The organism is Litchfieldella anticariensis FP35 = DSM 16096 (assembly GCF_000409775.1).
Classification (GTDB): Bacteria; Pseudomonadota; Gammaproteobacteria; order Pseudomonadales; family Halomonadaceae; genus Litchfieldella; species Litchfieldella anticariensis.
On the sequence record NZ_KE332388.1, the window covers coordinates 605998 to 624871 of the forward strand.

Genomic DNA, 18874 nt, shown 5'->3' on the forward strand with positions numbered 1-18874 from the left:
TTCAGGCGATGGTTGTCTCGCGCTCATCGGCGGTCGCCTGCTCGGCGTCGCCATACACCGGGTAACGCCCGCACAGCTCGGCGACCTTCTCGCGTACCTCGGCCTCCACGGCACTGGTGCTGCCCTGCTCGGCCAGCACATCGAGAATGTCGCAAATCCAGCCCGCGAGTTGCTCGCAGTCGTCCTCGTTGAAGCCTCGGGTGGTCACCGCCGGGGTGCCGATGCGCAACCCTGAGGTCACGAAGGGGCTCTGCGGATCATTGGGCACGGTGTTCTTGTTGACGGTGATATGCGCCCGGCCCAGTGCTGCGTCCGCATCCTTGCCGGTCACGCCCTGGCGAATCAGCGAGACCAGGAACAGGTGGTCATCGGTACCGCCGGAAACCACGTCGAAACCGCGTGCGACGAACACCTGGGCCATGGCCTTGGCATTGGCAATCACCTGGGTCTGGTAGCGCACGAAGTCCTGGCTCATGGCCTCCTTGAAGGCTACCGCCTTGGCGGCGATCACGTGCATCAGCGGACCGCCCTGCTGGCCTGGGAACACCGCGCCATTGAGCTTCTTGTACAGTGCCTCATCGCCACTCGCGGAGAGGATCAGGCCGCCGCGTGGGCCGCGCAGGGTCTTGTGGGTGGTGGTGGTCACCACATGCGCGTGCGGCAGCGGGCTGGGGTACAGATCGGCCGCCACCAGACCGGCAACATGTGCCATGTCGACCATCAGGTAAGCCCCGACCTCGTCAGCAATGTCGCGAAAACGCCGCCAGTCGACCACCCGCGAATAGGCGGAGAAGCCGGCAATGATCATCTTGGGACGGTGCTCGCGTGCCAGACGCTCGACTTCGGCGTAGTCGATCTCGCCGGTTTCGGGGTTCAGGCCGTACTGCACGGCATTATAGTGCTTGCCGGAGAAGTTAGGTGCCGCGCCATGGGTCAGGTGGCCGCCATGCGCCAGGCTCATGCCCAGCACGGTGTCGCCCGGGCTAACCAGCGCCATGAACACCGCGGCATTGGCCTGGGCGCCAGAGTGCGGCTGGACATTGGCATAATCGGCACTGAACAGGTCGCAGGCACGTTCGATGGCCAGGGCCTCGACCTTGTCGACGAACTCGCAGCCACCGTAATAACGCTTGCCCGGGTAGCCCTCGGCGTACTTGTTGGTCAGTTGGGTGCCCTGGGCTTCCATGACCCAGCGACTGGCATAGTTCTCGGAGGCGATCAATTCGATGTGCGCCTCCTGACGAGCGGTTTCTTCAGCAATGGCCGTGGCCAGGGCGGCATCGAAGGATGCCAGGCGGTCGTTGTGGGCAAACCCATCGCGGTGGGACATGTTATGCCTCCAGAGATTGTTGTCGTGGCCGGGGAAGCACGGATCATTCGTTCGGCGTTTCCCAAGGAGCAGTCGTTATTCAACTATGCCATCCTTGCGGCGATGGTATCCCTGGGCCTGGGGGGCAAGATGCTTGGCGGCGTCACGACCCGATGCGTTTGCGACATGGGTGTCGTCTCTCGACAACCCATTTCCCTTTCCACTGGGTTGAGCATGCTCAGTTGCATCTTCGCAGGCTAATTAACGACAATATGCCTTCGTCGCGTCATTTCCCTTTCTTTCAAGGACATTGCCCATGCTTGCCGAACTCTTCGCCGTGATGGCCCCGGTCTTCGTCGGCGCGAGTCTCGGTTTCCTATGGGTCCGCATGGGCCATGCCTACCCGGTGGAGTTCGTCACCAAGCTGGTCTTCAATATCGGCACCCCGGCGTTGATCCTGGCCTCGTTGTCCGGCGCGGAAATCGATGCCGGCAGTTTCGGGCGCACCATGCTCGGCACCGTGCTGGTGCTGGTCGGCATGGGGGTGTTGACGTTCGCCATGGCACCGCTGCTGCGCAAGGACTGGCGAGTATTGCTGTCGCCTATGATGTATCCCAATACCGGCAACATGGGCTTACCGGTCACGCTCTATGCCTTCGGCAATGCCGGGTTTGCTTTTGCTATCGCCTCGATGGTCACGGTATCGTTGGTGCAGTTCACCTTCGGTACGTTGATTTCCAGCCGTAGCGGCAAGCCGCTGCGAACGCTCGCGCGGACCCCCAATGTTTATGCCATCCTGATCGCGTTGGCCGTCCTGCTCACCGACACCAAACTGCCGTTATGGCTGGACAACACCCTGGATCTGATGTCCGGGTTCACGGTGCCGTTGATGTTGATCACCCTCGGCGTGTCGCTGGGCAGCATCCAGGTCAAGAGCCTGCGCTCCGGCGTCGGTTTCAGCCTGCTGCGTACCCTGGCGGCGGCAGTGCTGGCCTCGGTGATCGGCTTCCTGCTGGAATTGCCACCGATGGCGCACAGCATTCTGGTGTTGCAGATGAGCATGCCGGTTGCCGTCTTCAACTATCTGTTCGCCCAGCGAGCAGGTCGCGAACCCGCCTATGTCGCCAGCCTGGTGTTCTGCTCGACCCTGCTGTCGTTCCTTTACTTGCCGTTGCTGCTGGCTTATTTGATGTGATGATGCGTAGAAGGGAGCCGACTGCCTTACCATTTCCGGGAGACACTCGACACGAACACCAACGACGAACCGCGAGTGGTTCGTCGTTGGCAATATAGGCACTTATTGGATCAACAGGTGCTCTCGACGCAAGGCGTCCAGTTCACCGGTCAGCTCCATGCGTTCCAGAATGAAGTTGACGGTACCCTGAAGTCGCTCGGCATCGGCTTGCATCAGATAGGCGAGTTGGCTTTTGGTGAATGGCTCGTCTACCAGCGGTGCTGCCAGGTCTTCGTCGGCATTGGCGTAGAAAATGGCTTCCGGACTGTCGGTGATCATCACGTCGACTTCCTTGGCCGCCACGGCGGGAGGAATATCGAGATTGCGCTCGATCACGACGACTTCGGCTTGCTGGATGTTGTCCTTTACGAAGGCTTCGTTGGTTCCCCCGGGATTGACGCCGATCCTGACGTCCGGTTGATCGATATCCTCCAGCGAGGAGAAGCGATCCGCGTTATCGACATGTACCAAAGGCGTCTTGCCGTAGGTCAGGTAAGGATGCGAGTAACGCGCCTGTAGCTGGCGGGAAACGGTACGACTGATACCGCCCATACCGATGTCGTACTTGTCGGCCTTGAGATCATCCATCAACGTCGGCCAACTGGTTTCGACGAACTCGACGTCCAGGCCCATCTCTTCGGCCACATGTTCCGCCATGTCGATATCGAAACCTTCGTATGCTCCTTCGTCCAGATAGGTGAAAGGCTTGTAGTCTCCGGTGGTCCCCACGCGCAGGATGCCACTATCGAGAATGGCATCGAGATCACGCGCCGAGGCGCTCAGACTGGTGGCTAGCAGCAGTCCAATGACAATGAGTCGTAGCATGGGAAGTTCGTTCCTTATGATTGTTGGTGGAAAGCCAAGCGACTTGGCCCAACTCCCCAATGTCCGACACACCTAATCAAGCGTCAAGTGAAAGGAGAACGGTGCACGGCACCGCCTAGAATCGAAGGGTGCGATGACGGCGCGCCCGGTCGGGGCGCGCCGGATGTGATATCAGTATTCCACCACCACATCGCCGACAGGCTTACTGCAGCAGGAGAGAATGTAACCCTCCTCGACGTCCTCGTCCGTGATACCGCCGTTGTGCTCCATTTCGACCTGACCTGAGGTCAGGGGAACACGACAGGTGCCGCAGATACCCATACCGCAGGCCTTGGGAATATGCAGCCCCAGTTTGGAGGCAGCGGCGTGAACGGTCTCGCCAGGCTGGATGCGCACGCTCTTGCCGGAGGCGCTGAATTCGACACTGAGCAATTCGCTGACGTCGACTTCCCCAGCCTCGACTTCGGCCTGTTCGGCATGCTCCAGCACCTCTTCCTGGACGTCCGCCGGCGTGGCACCGAAGGACTCCTCATGATAGCGGCTCATGTCGAAGCCATTGTCACGCAGCAAGCGTTTGACGGCGTTCATGTAGGGCGTCGGACCACAACAGAATATCTCGCGATCCATGAAATCAGGCGCCATCAGTTCGAGCATCGCCTGGCTCAGGTAGCCCCGGAAACCGGCCCACGCCTCGCCCAGTTCGTCGCTCCGCTCACAGACGATATGCAGCTTGAACTCAGGGATCCGCGAGAAGATGTGCTCAAGTTCACGATGGAAGATGATATCCCCCGGGGTGCGCGCACTGTGCACGAACTCGAGATCGACGGCGGCATTGGTGTCAAAGAACCAGCGAGCCATGGACATCAATGGCGTGATCCCTACCCCCCCGGACAGCATCAGGATCTTGTCGGCCGGATAGTCGATGGCATTGAAATTACCCACCGGCCCATGGACCGCCAGTTCATCGCCTGTCTTCAGATTGTCATGCAACCAGTTGGAGACTTTGCCTCCCGGCATCCGCTTGACGGTGATCGAGAAGCTGTAAGGCACCGACGGCGAACTGGAAATGGTATAGGAGCGCATGACCGGCTCACCATCGATCTCCAGTTCCAGAGTCACGAACTGTCCCGGCTTGAAGAAGAACAGCACCGGTTGTTCTGCCATGAAGCAGAAGGTGCGCACGTCCCAGGTTTCCTGGATCACCTTGACGCATCTCACCAGGTGACGGCCATTGGTCCAAGTCTGGGTGGTTACCGGATTGAGGAAGCTCGTTGTCATTGTCGTCTCTGCCTGGCTGGGCTGCACCATCGGTAGGCCTCCAATGCCTGAGGCCCCTCTCTTGATGAGCGCATTCTGCGCTATGCACCAGGGCCCTGACTTGTCTGTCAACGACATGAGCATATCTCTGAAATCCACCGATAGGGCGGTTTTTTCAGGGCCGCGTCGTAGGTGAAGCACGTCATGTCGTCGGCAGATAACTGCCCATGCCAACACTGATCCAAACTCGCCGAAAATCGACGGCTTGCCCGACAGGACATGTCCGCTTCGGCCTCTCACGACTACCCTAACAAATCATCACTATCGACCTGACCGTGGCCCTGCCGCGACAGCCATGTAAGAGGATGTGCCGCCATGACCCCAATGTCCACTCCAAGCCTGGACGACCCCTTGGCACCGGCCCGCAAGGCCACCGCCGAGATGTTGGCTAACCGTCAACGCCATTTCTCGTTGCCGCAACCGTTTTACAACGACGCCCGGCTGTTCGCCCTGGACATGCAGGAAATCTTCGAGAAAGAGTGGCTGTTCGCCGGCATGACGTGTGAGATCCCCACCAAGGGCAACTTCTTGACGCTGGACGTGGGTGAGAACCCAGTGCTCATCGTGCGCGGCGCTGACGGCGCTGTACACGCCTTCCATAATGTGTGCCGACACCGTGGCTCGCGTCTATGCGTGAAGGACAAGGGCAAGGTCGCCAAGCTGGTCTGTCCCTATCACCAGTGGACCTATGAGCTCGACGGGCGTCTGCTGTTCGCCGGCAGTGACATGGGCGACAACTTCGATCTCGGCGCCTATGGCCTCAAGCCGGTTCACGTCAAGACCGCCGGTGGCTACATCTTCGTCAGTCTGGCCGAGCAACCGCCTGCCATCGACGATTTCCTGGTCACGCTCGAGCACTACCTGGCACCTTACGACATGGACAATGCCAAGGTGGCGGTGGAATCGACTATCGTCGAGCAGGCCAACTGGAAGTTGGTGCTCGAGAACAACCGCGAGTGCTATCACTGCAACGGCGCCCACCCGGAACTGCTCAACTCGCTGCAAGAGTTCGACGATACCGACGATCCACGCGCCACACCGGCTTACAAGGCCTTGGTGGAACGCAAGCAGGCCGATTGGGATGCTCAAGAGGTGCCGTGGCAGCTCAAGCGTTTCGGCAAACGCAACCGCCTGACCCGCACTCCGCTGCTGGACGGCACCGTGTCGATGACCATGGATGGCCAGCCAGCTTGCAAGAAGCTGATGGGTCGCCTGACCAGCCCTGACATGGGTTCGCTACGCATTCTGCACTTACCCAACTCCTGGAACCACTTCATGGGTGATCATGCGGTAGTGTTCCGCGTCATGCCGCTGGGCCCGCAGCAAACTGTGGTAACCACCAAGTGGCTGGTGCACAAGGATGCCGTAGAGGGCGTAGATTACGATCCCGAGCACATGCGCAAGGTATGGGATGCCACCAACTCTCAGGACCGGCAACTCGCCGAAGAGAACCAGCGCGGCATTAATTCCAAGGCCTACCAGCCCGGCCCTTACTCTGAAACCTATGAGTTTGGGGTCATCGACTTCATCGACTGGTACAGCGAGCAAATGCTTGAGAATCTTGGCCATACTGCACCAAACCTGCAACTCGCCCAAGGCTGATGGCATTTGCAATCGTTCGCCACTCCTGCATGATGAAAGGGCCCGCCAACGCGGGCCCTTTTCATATCGCGAGGTCATCGATAGCAGAGCAATAGTGGGTATCTTGTGGCGAACCAGCGGGAGTGGAGAGGGTCAAAGATCGATGCGGTCAACCCTCGAGGGTGCAATGCGTCTACGCAACATCATCATTCTCACGGTCCTTGTCCCCCTGTTCCTGATCCTGCTGGTATTCAGTCTGGTGGCGATCAAGTCGCTGGAAGACAATATCCGCTCCAAGCTGCAGAACGAAGTGCAGATCATCGCCCATGCCATCGGCACTTCGCTAAGCTATGCTCTCGAGCAGGACACACCAGACGCCTTGCAGGAATCTTTGCATGCCGCTTTTTCCTTCCACCGCATCTATGGCGCCTATGTTTTCGATACCCAAGGTCAGAAGATCTATGGTCTTGGCCTGGGGGAAGAACTCTTCAAGCCGGAAGACATCCGCCAAGTGGCGAAAAAGGGAGAAAGTCTCAGCGCCTACCGACAGCATGAGCGTTGGAATTACTACTCGACACTGATTCCTCTGACCACATCGGGTGGCGAGCCTCGCGGCGTACTTCAGGTCAATCGACTCAATACCGGGATCGAGAACTATGCTGGTTTCATCAGCATTGTCGCGGTGCTGGTATTCGCCTTTGGCGCCGGTGGTATCGTACTGACGATCTGGTGGGGCTTCCGGCGCTACATCGAGCGGCCGATCAATCGCTTGCTAGGGGTCATGGAGCGGGTCGAGAAAGGCGACCGCAGCTATCGCGCCATAAGCAAGGGTCCCGAGGAATATCGCAGGCTTTCCATAGCCCTCAACGGTATGCTCGATGCCATGGCCGAGAAGGATGCCGATATCGAGGCGCGCCAGAAGAAGGAAATCGAGCTGGAGAAACGGTTACGCAAGTCGAAGAAACTCGCCGAACTGGGTGTCCTGGCTGCCGGAGTCGCTCATGAGATTGGTGCCCCATTGACGGTGATCAATGGTCAGGCGCAACGCTTGGCACGCCGCGACACGATCGGCGACGACGAGCGCGCCAAGCTCGATCGTATTCGGAATGAAGTCGAACGCATCGTGATCATCGTGCGGCATTTGATGGAACTTGGCCGTCAGCATAATGTGGAAAAGGAATCCTGCCGTTTGGGCGATATCGTCGAAACCGCCCGGGAATTGCTGGAGGATGAATTGACCGTGCAGCAGACTCGCCTCGAGTTGGATCTGGATGAGCCCAACGCTACCCTGATGGCCAATGCCCAGCAGCTCACCCAAGTGGTGACCAATCTGCTGCATAACGCCCTACAAGCCAGCCCAGGCGGCAGAATACGACTGCGCGCCCGCCATCATGACGGCGAATTACACCTGACGGTCGAGGACGACGGTCCTGGTATTCCCGACACGCACAAAGGGAAGGTTTTCGATCCTTTCTTTACTACCAAGCCGGTCGGCCAGGGTAGTGGCCTTGGATTATCCATGGTCCATCGAATCGTCAACGATCATGGAGGCAGTATCGGCGTCTTCGACAGCAGCCTTGGTGGCGCTGGATTCGACCTGACCCTGCCTTTGGAAGATAGCCCGGAAAAGGAATAGGAGTCGCTAAACCGTCCATCACAAGAATTCTCAGGAGGTCCCGTGCAAGCGCCTATTCTGATCGTCGAGGACGATCCCGCCATTCTCGAACTACTCGAGGAAGAACTGAGTGATGCGGGTTACTCCACACAAGGGGTGGAAAGCGCCGAAGACGCTATTGCCACCCTGAGCCACAGCCAGGTCGAGTTGATCATCAGCGACGTGCGCCTGCCCGGTATCAGTGGCATGACGCTATTGGAGAACTTGCGTCGCGACGGAAACCCCGTCGGTTTCATCGTTATCACGGCTTTTGGCACCATCGAGCAGGCGGTAGAAGCACTCAAGATCGGTGCCGATGACTTTTTGACCAAGCCGCTCGATCTCGAGAACGTGCGCGAATCGGTCTTTCGCGTACTGGAGAACCGTCGCCTGGCATCTCGCCTGGCCAATATTGACCACCAGGGGGCGAGCTTTCACGGTCTCGTTGGTGCCAGTGAGACAATGCAGTCGCTATTCCATGATGCCTCACGATTGGCCAAGAGCGATGCCCCCATTCTGATCCTGGGGGAAAGTGGTACCGGCAAGGAACTGCTGGCACGTGCCATCCATGCGGAAAGTCCTCGTCATTCGGCGCCTTTCGTCGCAGTCAACTGCGCCAGCATCCCTTCCGAACTGATGGAAAGTGAGTTCTTCGGTCATGTGAAAGGCGCCTTTACCGGCGCCAGCGAGTCACGTCAGGGCCTCTTTCAAGCCGCTTCGGGTGGCAGCCTGTTCCTCGATGAGATCGGAGAGATGTCGCCGGCGTTGCAAGCCAAGCTATTGCGCGCCCTGCAGGAAAAAACCATACGCGCAGTGGGGGCCGAGAAGGAGGAGAACGTCGACGTGCGCATCATCGCTGCGACACACAGAGATCTGGAAGAGGAAATCAAGAATGAGAACTTTCGCAGCGACCTCTTCTACCGCCTGGAAACCTTCTCGCTGCGCATTCCTCCCTTGCGCGAGCGTGAGGGCGACATTGAACAATTAGTGGCATCCTTGATCGACAAACATGCAGAGGCTCAGGACAAGCCGATCCAGCGTGTCGAACCCCTGGCGTTGCAAGCCTTGCTGACTTACTCCTATCCAGGCAACGTCCGTGAGCTGGAAAATGCCATCATGCGAGCCGTGACCTTGGCCGAAGATGGCATATTGAGCCATGCAGACCTGCCCGAGCGCATTCGCCATCATGAGGATGACAAGCCGTCACTGGCTGACAGTAGCGTGGTGGATGGCGACAATGGCAATCGGTGGCCACGCCTGGAAGACGTCGAGAAACGCTATATCCAGAAGGTTCTGGAAGCCACTGGCGGAAACAAGAGACGTACTGCCGATATCCTCGGCATCGCCCGCAAGACGCTATATCGACGTCTGGAAGAAGACGAAAGCTAGTAGCGCAGGCAATTTTCGGACAAATCTAATGTGCGGCCTTATTCGAAAAGCCGCCGAGCGACGGCCAGACAAGGCAAAAATCAGCGAAAAAGCGCAGTTTACGAGGTTGTAAATGAGCATTTTAAGCTGATTTTTAACGCTGTATGGGCGAGTGCAGGCAATTTTCGGACAAGGCCTAAAACGACATCGCCCCCCTATGGGGGCGATGCGTCACATCCCTATGAATGGACAACGTTCCTTGTGCGGTGCCGGCTGGAACCAGCCGTTGGCATGCGTTGTCGTCCATATTCTCCTCGTTGGGGACTTCCCATCCGCCGTAAAATTCCTTGCTATCCCTTGGGTTGGCTTCGAGGTTATTGCCCTTCCTGCGGCAGGGGGTCGCCACCATCGCCGAACCCGGCCTCGTTCTCCTCGGGTAGCCCGTCCCCTGGCAACGAGGGATCAGCGCCTGGCGTCGAGGGATCATTCATCGGATCGACGCTTGGAGACATGGAGTCATCCATCACCGGGTCGGTGCTCGACGACGAACTTGGCGCGTCCATCCGGTCAGTATTTGAGCCTGACGATATCGAGCCATCCATCGGATCAGCGCTGGGTATTGCGGGATCCTCCCCCATTGGCATCGATTCAGCGTTCGATGTCTCGGGATTGTCTTCGGGCTCTTCCACAGCGTAACTCAGCGGGCTGATAACCAAACCGAACGTAATGCCGACGATACTGAACTTCTTGATACATTCCTTGGACACCATGCTGCGTCTCCTGCCCTCTGGCTATGGTTCACGGCTATGAAACGGCTCATGGCTATGAAATCTCCCGCTTTACTGGCAATAGCCTAACTCCCGCTAGCGAGAAGCGTTCACAATCTGATACTGAAAGCTGGTACTGAAAGCCAATACCCTACTGCTGCTGTTCTTCGTCATTCGACATGGAATCCTGGCTACCGGACTCCTGCTCACCGGAACCTTGGCTACCGGACTCCTGCTCACCAGAACCCTGGCTACCGGACTCCTGCTCACCGGAACTCTGGTTCCCAGAATCCTGGTTCGCCGGCTGTTCCTGGGCCGATTCCTCTCCCCCTGGGGGCATGTCTTCCTCGTTATCACAACCCACAAGAGCCAAAGAACTCAGCCCCAAGGCAGCGATCGATATCAACGGCACCAACTTGCGAAGAACTTCGTTGTGACCTTTCATCCTTGCTCCCTCTGGTGGCTGCTTTCTTTACCTAACCCTAGCAGATGACATGCCATGTATCGAAAGGACAAATAAAAACCCCTTAATATCAACCAGGTATAGGCAAAATACTTTTCCAAACACTATTCACTTTCGTGCCGTGCAAGGTCTCGGGCGTGGTGCTAAATGACACATGGGTCACAATGGCCCGCTAACCGCACATGAAATCGCCCCACTCGAAACAAGCTCGGGTGGGGCGATGAACATTCTGTTACTCATCTTCGTCAGCGAGATCGCCTTCCTCTGCAGGATTGGCGGCTGAGCCAGTGGATTCAGTGCTTGACTCTAACTCTTCATCATCCTCTTCGAGCCATTCTTCACCGCTCGACTGTCCTTCCTCGGCGAGTTCTCCTTCTGCTTCCGGATTGGCGGCTGAGTCTGTTGATTTGACACTCGGCTCTACCTCTTCGTCGCGTAACTCTTCACTTTGAGATTCCTGTTGATCGACAAGCTCGCCTCCTTCTTCCGGATTGGCTGCCGAATCAGTCGACTGGACCGTCGGGTCATCCTGGCCCAATGCCAGCGGACTGGCGATCAGCCCGAACGACACCCCGATGACTCCGATCCGTTTGAGCAGTTGTTGGGATATCATCATGATTTCGACACCCCCTCATTGCGTTGAGAAGTGAGGCAGGGGACTCATTCCCCCTGCACCCCTCCTGACAATTATTGTCGCGGTGAAGTTCGTCCCATTAATGACAACGCCCCACTCGGCACGAAACCGAGCAGGGCATTTCTCCACTATGCAAGGAATGGCGACGGCCGATCAGCGAAGACCCGGCAACAGATAGCGTTCAATGGCCGTACGCACCGACGGCAGCATGATATCAGTATGCTGCATCAGCTCGCGTACCAGATCCTGTAGCCCCAGAACGCCCACCTCCACGTGCTTGCGCAACGCCAAGCGTGCGCAAGTTTCAGGACAAGCTCCTTCGGGAATCTGTATCCCTAATGCTACCAATCGGCTGCGGAAATCATCCCCATCAATCAAGTCGACTATCATCATCTGCCTGTCCTCCTCATCCCCCTATCAGTGGGTGACAGCCTCACGAGTTCCCGCCTTGGACAACCGGCAGGCAGCGTACTTGAACTCGGGGATCTTACCGAACGGATCCAACGCTGGGTTGGTCAGGATATTCGCCGCCGCTTCGGCATAACAGAACGGCACGAACACCATGCCTTCCGGCATTAGCGAGTCGGCTCGCGTACGCAGAGTGATCTCACCGCGCCGCGTGGTGATGGTCATAGGATCTCCCGGCTGCAAGCCGAGACGCCTCAGCTCACTGGGTGCCAGACTGGCTACGGCCTCGGGCTCAAGATCGTCGAGCACGCGGGCACGACGGGTCATCGAGCCGGTATGCCAATGCTCGAGCTGTCGCCCGGTAGTCAGTACCGTGGGGTAGTCAGCATCTATCGGCTCATCCGGTGGCAGCGGCAAGGTAGGGCTGAACCTGGCCCGGCCCGACGCGGTTGGGAAGGCGTCCGAGAACACCACGTCCGCTCCGGGAGCATCATCTGCCGGACAGGGGTACGTCACCGAGTCCTCGCGCTCCAAGCGCTCCCACGAGATATGGTCAAGAGATGGCATACCGCGAGTCATCTCGGCGAACACATCGCGAGGATGCCGGTAATCCCAAGGCAATCCGAAGCGCTTGGCCATTTCCTGGATGATCCACCAGTCGGGCTTGGCGTCACCGGGCAATGGCATCGCCTGACGCCCCATCTGCACCTGACGGTTGGTATTGGTCACCGTACCGTCCTTCTCTGGCCAGGCGGATGCCGGCAGAATCACATCAGCGAACTGGGCGGTCTCGGTAACGAACAGGTCCTGTACCACCAGATGCTCTAGCTTGGCAAGCGCGGCCCGTGCATGATCCAGGTCGGGATCGGACATGGCCGGGTTCTCGCCCTGAATGTACATGCCGCGGATAGTGCCATCGTGGATAGCCTCCATGATCTCGACCACGGTCAACCCGGGTTTGTCATCGAGTTTGGTATTCCATAGCTCCTCGAAGGCCGAGCGAACCTGGGCATCGGATACCGGCTGGTAGTCGGGCATGACCATGGGGATCAGGCCGGCATCCGAAGCCCCCTGGACATTGTTCTGGCCACGCAGTGGGTGCAGACCGGTGCCTGGCCGCCCTGTGTGGCCGCAGGCCAGCGCCAGCGAAATCAGGCAGCGGGCATTGTCGGTGCCGTGAGTATGCTGTGAGATCCCCATCCCCCAGAAGATCATCGCCTTGTCGGCCTTGGCATATTCACGCGCCACGTCACGAATCGCTTCGGCACTGACACCACAACTCTCGGCCATAGCCTCCGGCGTCATACCACGAACATGCTCTTTCAGTGCTTCGAAGCCTTCGGTGTGGGCATCGATATAGGCCTGATCGTACAGTTCCTCGGTAACGATCACGTTGAGCATGGCATTGAACAACGAGACATCGCTGCCCGGTGTGAAGCGCAGCGCCTTGTGGGCATAGGCACCCATCGCCTGACCACGCGGATCGATGATGATCAGCTTAGTGCCGCGCTTGGCGGCCTGTTTGAAGAAGGTCGCCGCCACCGGGTGGTTCACCGTCGGGTTGCAGCCGGTGAGTATCACCACATCCGCTTCCTGCGCCTGCATGAACGATGCCGTCACGGCGCCGGAGCCGATACACTCCATCAATGCCGCCACCGAGCTGGCATGGCACAGGCGTGTACAGTGATCGACATGGTTGGAACCGAAGCCGGTACGCACCAGCTTCTGGAACAACCAGGCCTCTTCGTTGGAACACTTGGCACTACCGAAACCGGCCAAAGCGTTAGGGCCATGGGCATTCTTGAGATCGACCAACCCCTTGGCCGCCAGGTCCAGGGCTTCATCCCAGCTCGCTTCGCGGAAATGGCTCAGCGGCTTGGCCGGATCGAAATCCGGATCGATGCCTTTGGGAACGCCCTCGCGACGGATCAACGGCACGGTCAGGCGCGAGGGATGGCGCGGATAATCGAAACCGAAACGGCCCTTGACGCACAAGCGGTTCTGGTTCGACGGCCCATCACGGCCTTCGACGAACAGGATCTCGTCATCCTTGATGTGGTAGGTGAGCTGGCAGCCTACCCCGCAATAGGGACACACTGAATCGACGGTCTTGTCAGCGACCTTGGAGTCGCCATGCCCTTGCTCGTCGATCAGGGTGGCAGGCATCAGCGCCCCGGTCGGGCAGGCCTGGACACATTCGCCACAGGCCACGCAGGTGCTGTCGCCCATGGGGTCGTCGAAATCGAAGACGATCTTGGACGCCGCACCGCGATTCGCCAAGCCGATGACGTCGTTGACCTGTACCTCACGGCAAGCGCGCACGCAGAGGTTGCACTCGATGCAGGCATCAAGATTGACGTTCATCGCCGAGTGGGTGCTGTCATGGGTCAAGGAGCCTTCACGCGCAGCGATGTGATGCACGGTGGGCTCGGAACGCGCTTCACGCGATGGCAGGCGCTGTTTGACCGCAGTGGCATCGATGGCCAGTTGATCGGCCATGGCCCAGAAGTGACTGGAACGATCAGGACTGTCGTCGCGATCGGGCTGATCGGCGATCAGCAGCTCCATCACCCCTTCGCGGGAAATGCGCGCCCGTTCGGATGTAGCACTCTTGACCACCATGCCGGGCCTGGCTTCGCGTATGCAGCTCGCCGCCAGCGTGCGTTCGCCCTCAATCTCGACCATACAGGCGCGGCAGTTGCCGTCACTGCGATAGCCGGGAGCATCCTTGAAACACAGGTGCGGAATGGTCTCACCAGCACGCTTGGCCACCTGCCACAGCGTCTCGCCTGGGAAAGCGCTGACCTCGACATCGTCGAGGGTCATGGTGAAAGCTTCAGCCTGCGTGGAGGTAGCCGAGGATAGTACGGTATTCATGATCGATTCCTCTCCCCTCAGCCTTTGACGATGATGTGTTGGGCCGCCAGCGGCTCACGGAAGTCCTTGAGCAACCCCAACACTGGATTGGGAGCCGCCTGGCCGAGACCACAGATGGACGCATCCATCATCACTTGAGACAAGCGGGCAAGCTCTGCAGCGTCCCATTCGTCGCGCTCGAGCAGGGTCAGCATCTTCTCGCTGCCAACACGGCACGGGGTGCACTGCCCACAGGATTCATCGGCGAAGAACGCCAACAGGTTGGTGACCGCTGAACGCAAGTCATCCTGGTCGGAGACCACGATCACCGCCGCCGAGCCAATGAAGCAACCATGCTCCTGGAGCGTATCGAAATCCAGGGGAATGTCCGCCTTGGTAGCCGGCAGAATGCCACCCGAGGCTCCACCAGGCAGATACGCCAGGAGCCGGTGGCCTTCCTGCATGCCGCCACAGTACTCTTCCAACAGTTCATTCATGGTGATACCGGCTGGTGCCAGATGAACACCGGGGCGCTTGACCCGCCCCGAGACCGAGAAGCTTCTGAGCCCCTTGCGGCCATGACGACCATGACTGGCAAACCACTCGGCGCCGCGCTGCCAGATTAGAGGGATCCAGTAAACGGTTTCGACGTTATTGACCAGGGTGGGACGATCGAACAGCCCCTTCTGGGCAACGAACGGCGGGCGATGACGCGGCTTGCCGGGTTTGCCTTCCAGCGACTCGATCATCGCCGATTCCTCACCGCAGATGTAGGCGCCGGCACCACGCCGCATCACGATATACCCTGCTTCGACCAGGCCTGCTGCCTCCAGTTCTTCGATGGCTTCACGCAACACTCGATGCAAACCGGGGTATTCATCGCGCAGATAGATATACAGGGCTTCCGCCTCCACTGCCCAAGCGCTGATCAAGGCGCCCTCCAGAAAGCGATGCGGAGCGCGCTCCAGATAGTAACGATCCTTGAAAGTTCCCGGCTCACCTTCGTCGGCATTGATGGCGCAATAACGCGGGCCTGGCTCCTGCCGCACGAAATACCACTTCTTGAAGGTCGGGAAACCGGCACCGCCCAGACCCCGCAGATTGGCGGTTTCGAGCGCCTGCATCAGCATGTCGACCGTGACCTGGCCAGCGCGACACTGGCCAAGCAATTCATAGCCGCCTTCACAGCGATAGTCGGCCAAATGCTGCCAATCGACGGCCTCAGGATGAAAGTGATGGGTATCCAGCACAGCTTCGATGGCTTCGCGTGTCGCGTGATTGACATGCCGATGGCCAACCTCCACCACGGGCGCCATCTCGCATCGTCCCATACAGGGAGCACGTAGTACGCGCACCTCGGCCGGGTCGACGCCGGTTTCCAATTCCGCTTTCAGCGCCGCAGCACCGGCCAACTGGCAGGACAGCGAGTCGCAGACACGAATCGTCGTTGCTGGTGGTGGTGCCTGATCGTCATGGATCACGTCGAAATGAGCATAGAAGGTCGCCGTTTCGTAGACCGCCGCCATTGGCAGATTCATGTACGCGGCCAGCGCCCGCAGATAGCGTAACGAGAGATAGCCGTGAGCATCCTGGATGATGTGCAGGTGCTCGATCAGCAGGTCACGACGACGTAAGTCGGGTTGGGTCCGTTCGTCGCCGATCAGGGTTCGCAATTCCTCCAATGCAGCGGGATCGAGATCACGCCCACGGGGCTTACCCCGGAAACGACGGGTGGGAGTCACGGTCTGGACGGTCATGGCACATGCTCGTTGTTATCGATGATGACATGTCCAAATGGTGGCACCAGCGTCTACAAGTGGCAATCTTAGTGTTTCTGGGGCCTCTCGAACGCCGAGGAAAGATACGCGCACGTCGCTCTCAACATACCCTGATAGCCGAACTCGGATACAAGGGAGAACAAAAAGATACCGAGGTTCTTTGGCAATCTCCTATCAGTCCATTACGTTGACCAGAGAGGATTTCTTCTGTCGGAAATGGAGTTAGCGACATGCGTAAGACACTCTTGATCATCGGTACTACCCTGACCACCATCGGCTTCATGACCAACGTACACGCCGCCGAGGGTCCACAGGGACTGTACTCCGCTGACGCCATTCTTGACGCCAATGCCTATCAATCCAGCAATCAGCAAGAACGCGTCGGTGACGTCGAGGATATCCTGCTCGACGATGATATGCGGGTGCAGGCCCTAGTGATCGAGACTGGCGCCACCTTGGGCATGGGAGGCCGCGAAATCGTCGTCAATAATGACCATTACCGTCTGGAAACCTCTTCCGAGAACGCCGGGGATACTGAACACCGGGTCATTATCGATGCCACCGCGGATGAACTGGAGCAGATGCCGGAATATAACGCCAGTTGGTGGAACGAAACTCGGCAACAAGCCCGTGAAGCCTGGGAAGCCACCCAGGAAGGTGCCGAAAGTGCCTGGCAGCGCACCCGCGAAGGAGCGGAGCAAGCCGCGGACACCATTGAAGAGAGCATTCGTGGCAACGAGTGAGCCGCCGCCCCTATCACTTGCCGGACCCACCGAAAGGTGGGTTCGCCTTGCGTAGCCTTTGTTAACACATCACGTCATATTCTGCTAGACATGCCGAGGTCGCTTTCACGACACAACAGGCACCGGGATACCTCAAGAATGCGTTGACTGAATTTGCCTGGTAGTACCGCCAGGACGATTCGGTTCAAAATAACAAACGAGGACATCCCATGAAGCATGACGACGACCCGCTTCTGACACCCGGTCAGGACAACAAACAGGTTATGGGGCTGGATTTCCACAACCCCGTATTCCCCCTTTCCGCCATTACCATCCTAGCATTCATCATCTACGCGCTGGTCTATCCAGATTTAGCCAATCAGCAGCTCGTCGCCGCACGCGGTTGGTCGATCGAGCATTTTGACTGGTTGTTCATGATTGCCGGCAACATCTTCGTTCTGTTCTGCATCACCTTGATCTTTCTGCCCGTTGGCAAGATCCGCTTGGGCGGCCAGGATGCTCGTCCCGAGTATTCGCGGATGTCGTGGTTCGCCATGCTGTTCGCCGCCGGCATGGGGATCGGCCTGATGTTCTGGAGCGTGGCCGAGCCGGTAGCCTATTACACCGACTGGTACGGCACGCCGTTGAACGCTGCCGCCGGCACTGCCGAAGGCGCCGGTGCTGCCATGGGCGCGACCATGTTCCACTGGGGCCTCCACCCTTGGGCGATCTACGCCGTGGTGGGGCTGTCGCTGGCCTTCTTCGCCTACAACAAGGGACTGCCCCTCACTCTGAGATCGGCATTCTATCCGTTGCTTGGCGAACGTACTCGCGGTTGGATCGGGCATATCGTCGATATCGTCGCCGTTCTGGCCACGATCTTCGGCCTGGCCACCTCGCTGGGCTTCGGTGCCAGCCAGGCGGCAGGTGGGCTGGCCTACCTCTTCGACGTTCCCAACACCATCGGCACGCAGCTCGCCATCATCGTGGTGGTCACCGCCGTGGCGCTGTTCTCGGTATGGCGCGGCATCGATGGCGGAGTCAAGCTGTTCTCCAACATCAATATGGTGATCGCCCTGGTGCTGCTGCTGTTCGTGGTGTTCACCGGTTCCACTCTGCTGTTCGTCAACGGCCTGTGGACCACCACCGTCGACTATGTGTCGTATATCGTGCCCTTGTCGAACTGGATCGGCCGCGACGACCAGACCTGGTACCACGGCTGGACGGTCTTCTACTGGGCCTGGTGGATCTCCTGGTCACCGTTCGTCGGCATGTTCATTGCCCGCGTCTCGCGTGGCCGCACGGTACGGGAGTTCCTGACCGCGGTACTGGTGGTACCCACCGTGGTGACCATCGTGTGGATGACCGCCTTTGGTGGCACCGCGCTGGATCAGGCCACGAATGGCGTCGGCGCCCTCGCCGGAGGTATCGACGACGTATCATTGGCAATGTTCCAGATGCTCGAGCACCTGCCGCTGACGACACTGACCTCAACGCTTGCGATCATACTGGTGCTGGTATTCTTCATCACCTCGTCCGACTCCGGATCGCTGGTGATCGACAACATCACCGCTGGCGGCAAGACAGACGCTCCCAGAAGCCAACGGGTATTCTGGGCTACGCTGGAAGGTGTAATCGCCGGTGTATTGCTGTACGGCGGCGGTAGCACCGCACTCAGCGCCCTGCAGGCCGGAGCGGTCGCGACCGGGCTGCCGTTCACCATCGTATTGCTGGTGATGTGTTTCAGTCTCTACGTGGGATTACGCCAGGAGCAACGTCAACTGAGCTTGACCGCAGCCATCTGAAGCGTTGACCCATCGTGCCGGTAAGCAATACCGACCGGTTTTACCTACTCTGCCAGGGACGGCCCTTTCACGGCTTCCCTGGCATTGTCGTGACTACGTTACCAAACTGAAGGAAACATCGAATCAATTCAGTTCTTTGACTGGACAAACCCA

The 18874-nt window shown here is 58.7% G+C and carries 16 protein-coding genes; 7 read left to right on the forward strand and 9 right to left on the reverse strand.

The annotated features are described in order from the left end of the window. Position 1: 1 nt before the first annotated feature. Positions 2 to 1330 carry a serine hydroxymethyltransferase gene (gene glyA, locus L861_RS09695; protein WP_016416897.1) on the reverse strand — a complete coding sequence of 443 codons (1329 nt, stop codon included), beginning with the start codon at positions 1328 to 1330 and terminating at the stop codon, positions 2 to 4. Between the two features lie 3 nt (positions 1331 to 1333). Between glyA and L861_RS09700 the strand changes: the two genes are divergently transcribed. Next, positions 1334 to 1570, forward strand: a complete 237-nt coding sequence (locus L861_RS09700; RefSeq protein WP_021029158.1) for a hypothetical protein — start codon at positions 1334 to 1336, stop codon at positions 1568 to 1570. A 55-nt stretch (positions 1571 to 1625) separates the two neighbouring features. After that, a complete protein-coding gene (locus L861_RS09705) occupies positions 1626 to 2504 on the forward strand; it encodes an AEC family transporter (protein ID WP_016416899.1) in 879 nt (292 codons plus the stop codon). Between the two features lie 102 nt (positions 2505 to 2606). Here the strand turns inward: L861_RS09705 and L861_RS09710 are convergent, their stop codons facing one another. Together L861_RS09710 and gbcB are read right to left on the reverse strand one after the other, a co-directional pair. Continuing rightward, positions 2607 to 3368 (reverse strand): transporter substrate-binding domain-containing protein, encoded by a 762-nt coding sequence (locus tag L861_RS09710; protein WP_016416900.1) that lies wholly within the window; start codon positions 3366 to 3368, stop codon positions 2607 to 2609. 171 nt (positions 3369 to 3539) lie between these two features. After that, positions 3540 to 4646, reverse strand: a complete 1107-nt coding sequence (gene gbcB / locus L861_RS09715) for a glycine betaine monooxygenase reductase subunit (protein WP_027948016.1) — start codon at positions 4644 to 4646, stop codon at positions 3540 to 3542. A gap of 354 nt (positions 4647 to 5000) precedes the next feature. Between gbcB and gbca the strand changes: the two genes are divergently transcribed. The 3 genes from gbca to L861_RS09730 all read left to right on the forward strand — a co-directional run bounded on the left by gbca (position 5001) and on the right by L861_RS09730 (position 9309). Continuing rightward, positions 5001 to 6287, forward strand: a complete 1287-nt coding sequence (gene gbca / locus L861_RS09720; RefSeq protein ID WP_016416902.1) for a glycine betaine monooxygenase oxygenase subunit — start codon at positions 5001 to 5003, stop codon at positions 6285 to 6287. A gap of 166 nt (positions 6288 to 6453) precedes the next feature. After that, positions 6454 to 7902, forward strand: coding sequence for a sensor histidine kinase (locus L861_RS09725; protein WP_016416903.1), 1449 nt, complete (start codon positions 6454 to 6456; stop codon positions 7900 to 7902). 42 nt (positions 7903 to 7944) lie between these two features. Further along, the gene (locus L861_RS09730) at positions 7945 to 9309 is read left to right on the forward strand and encodes a sigma-54-dependent transcriptional regulator (RefSeq protein WP_016416904.1); all 1365 of its coding nucleotides are present in this window, start codon (positions 7945 to 7947) and stop codon (positions 9307 to 9309) included. Between the two features lie 353 nt (positions 9310 to 9662). On the opposite strand, the gene L861_RS09735 is transcribed toward L861_RS09730, so the two are convergent. From L861_RS09735 to L861_RS09760, 6 genes are all read right to left on the reverse strand, one after another. Further along, the gene (locus L861_RS09735) at positions 9663 to 10058 is read right to left on the reverse strand and encodes a hypothetical protein (protein WP_016416905.1); all 396 of its coding nucleotides are present in this window, start codon (positions 10056 to 10058) and stop codon (positions 9663 to 9665) included. A gap of 148 nt (positions 10059 to 10206) precedes the next feature. Continuing rightward, positions 10207 to 10500 carry a hypothetical protein gene (locus L861_RS09740; RefSeq protein WP_016416906.1) on the reverse strand — a complete coding sequence of 98 codons (294 nt, stop codon included), beginning with the start codon at positions 10498 to 10500 and terminating at the stop codon, positions 10207 to 10209. Positions 10501 to 10750: 250 nt separating this feature from the next. After that, the gene (locus L861_RS09745) at positions 10751 to 11134 is read right to left on the reverse strand and encodes a hypothetical protein (RefSeq protein WP_016416907.1); all 384 of its coding nucleotides are present in this window, start codon (positions 11132 to 11134) and stop codon (positions 10751 to 10753) included. Positions 11135 to 11305: 171 nt separating this feature from the next. After that, positions 11306 to 11545, reverse strand: a complete 240-nt coding sequence (locus L861_RS09750) for a hypothetical protein (protein WP_016416908.1) — start codon at positions 11543 to 11545, stop codon at positions 11306 to 11308. Between the two features lie 24 nt (positions 11546 to 11569). Next, the gene (gene fdhF, locus L861_RS09755) at positions 11570 to 14437 is read right to left on the reverse strand and encodes a formate dehydrogenase subunit alpha (protein WP_016416909.1); all 2868 of its coding nucleotides are present in this window, start codon (positions 14435 to 14437) and stop codon (positions 11570 to 11572) included. 17 nt (positions 14438 to 14454) lie between these two features. Continuing rightward, positions 14455 to 16173, reverse strand: coding sequence for an NAD(P)H-dependent oxidoreductase subunit E (locus L861_RS09760; RefSeq protein ID WP_016416910.1), 1719 nt, complete (start codon positions 16171 to 16173; stop codon positions 14455 to 14457). Positions 16174 to 16424: 251 nt separating this feature from the next. Between L861_RS09760 and L861_RS09765 the strand changes: the two genes are divergently transcribed. Together L861_RS09765 and L861_RS09770 are read left to right on the forward strand one after the other, a co-directional pair. Further along, complete coding sequence (locus tag L861_RS09765) at positions 16425 to 16937, forward strand: PRC-barrel domain-containing protein (protein WP_016416911.1); 513 nt, start codon at positions 16425 to 16427, stop codon at positions 16935 to 16937. Between the two features lie 209 nt (positions 16938 to 17146). Further along, positions 17147 to 18721, forward strand: coding sequence for a BCCT family transporter (locus tag L861_RS09770; RefSeq protein WP_016416912.1), 1575 nt, complete (start codon positions 17147 to 17149; stop codon positions 18719 to 18721). The last annotated feature ends 153 nt before the right edge of the window (positions 18722 to 18874 follow it).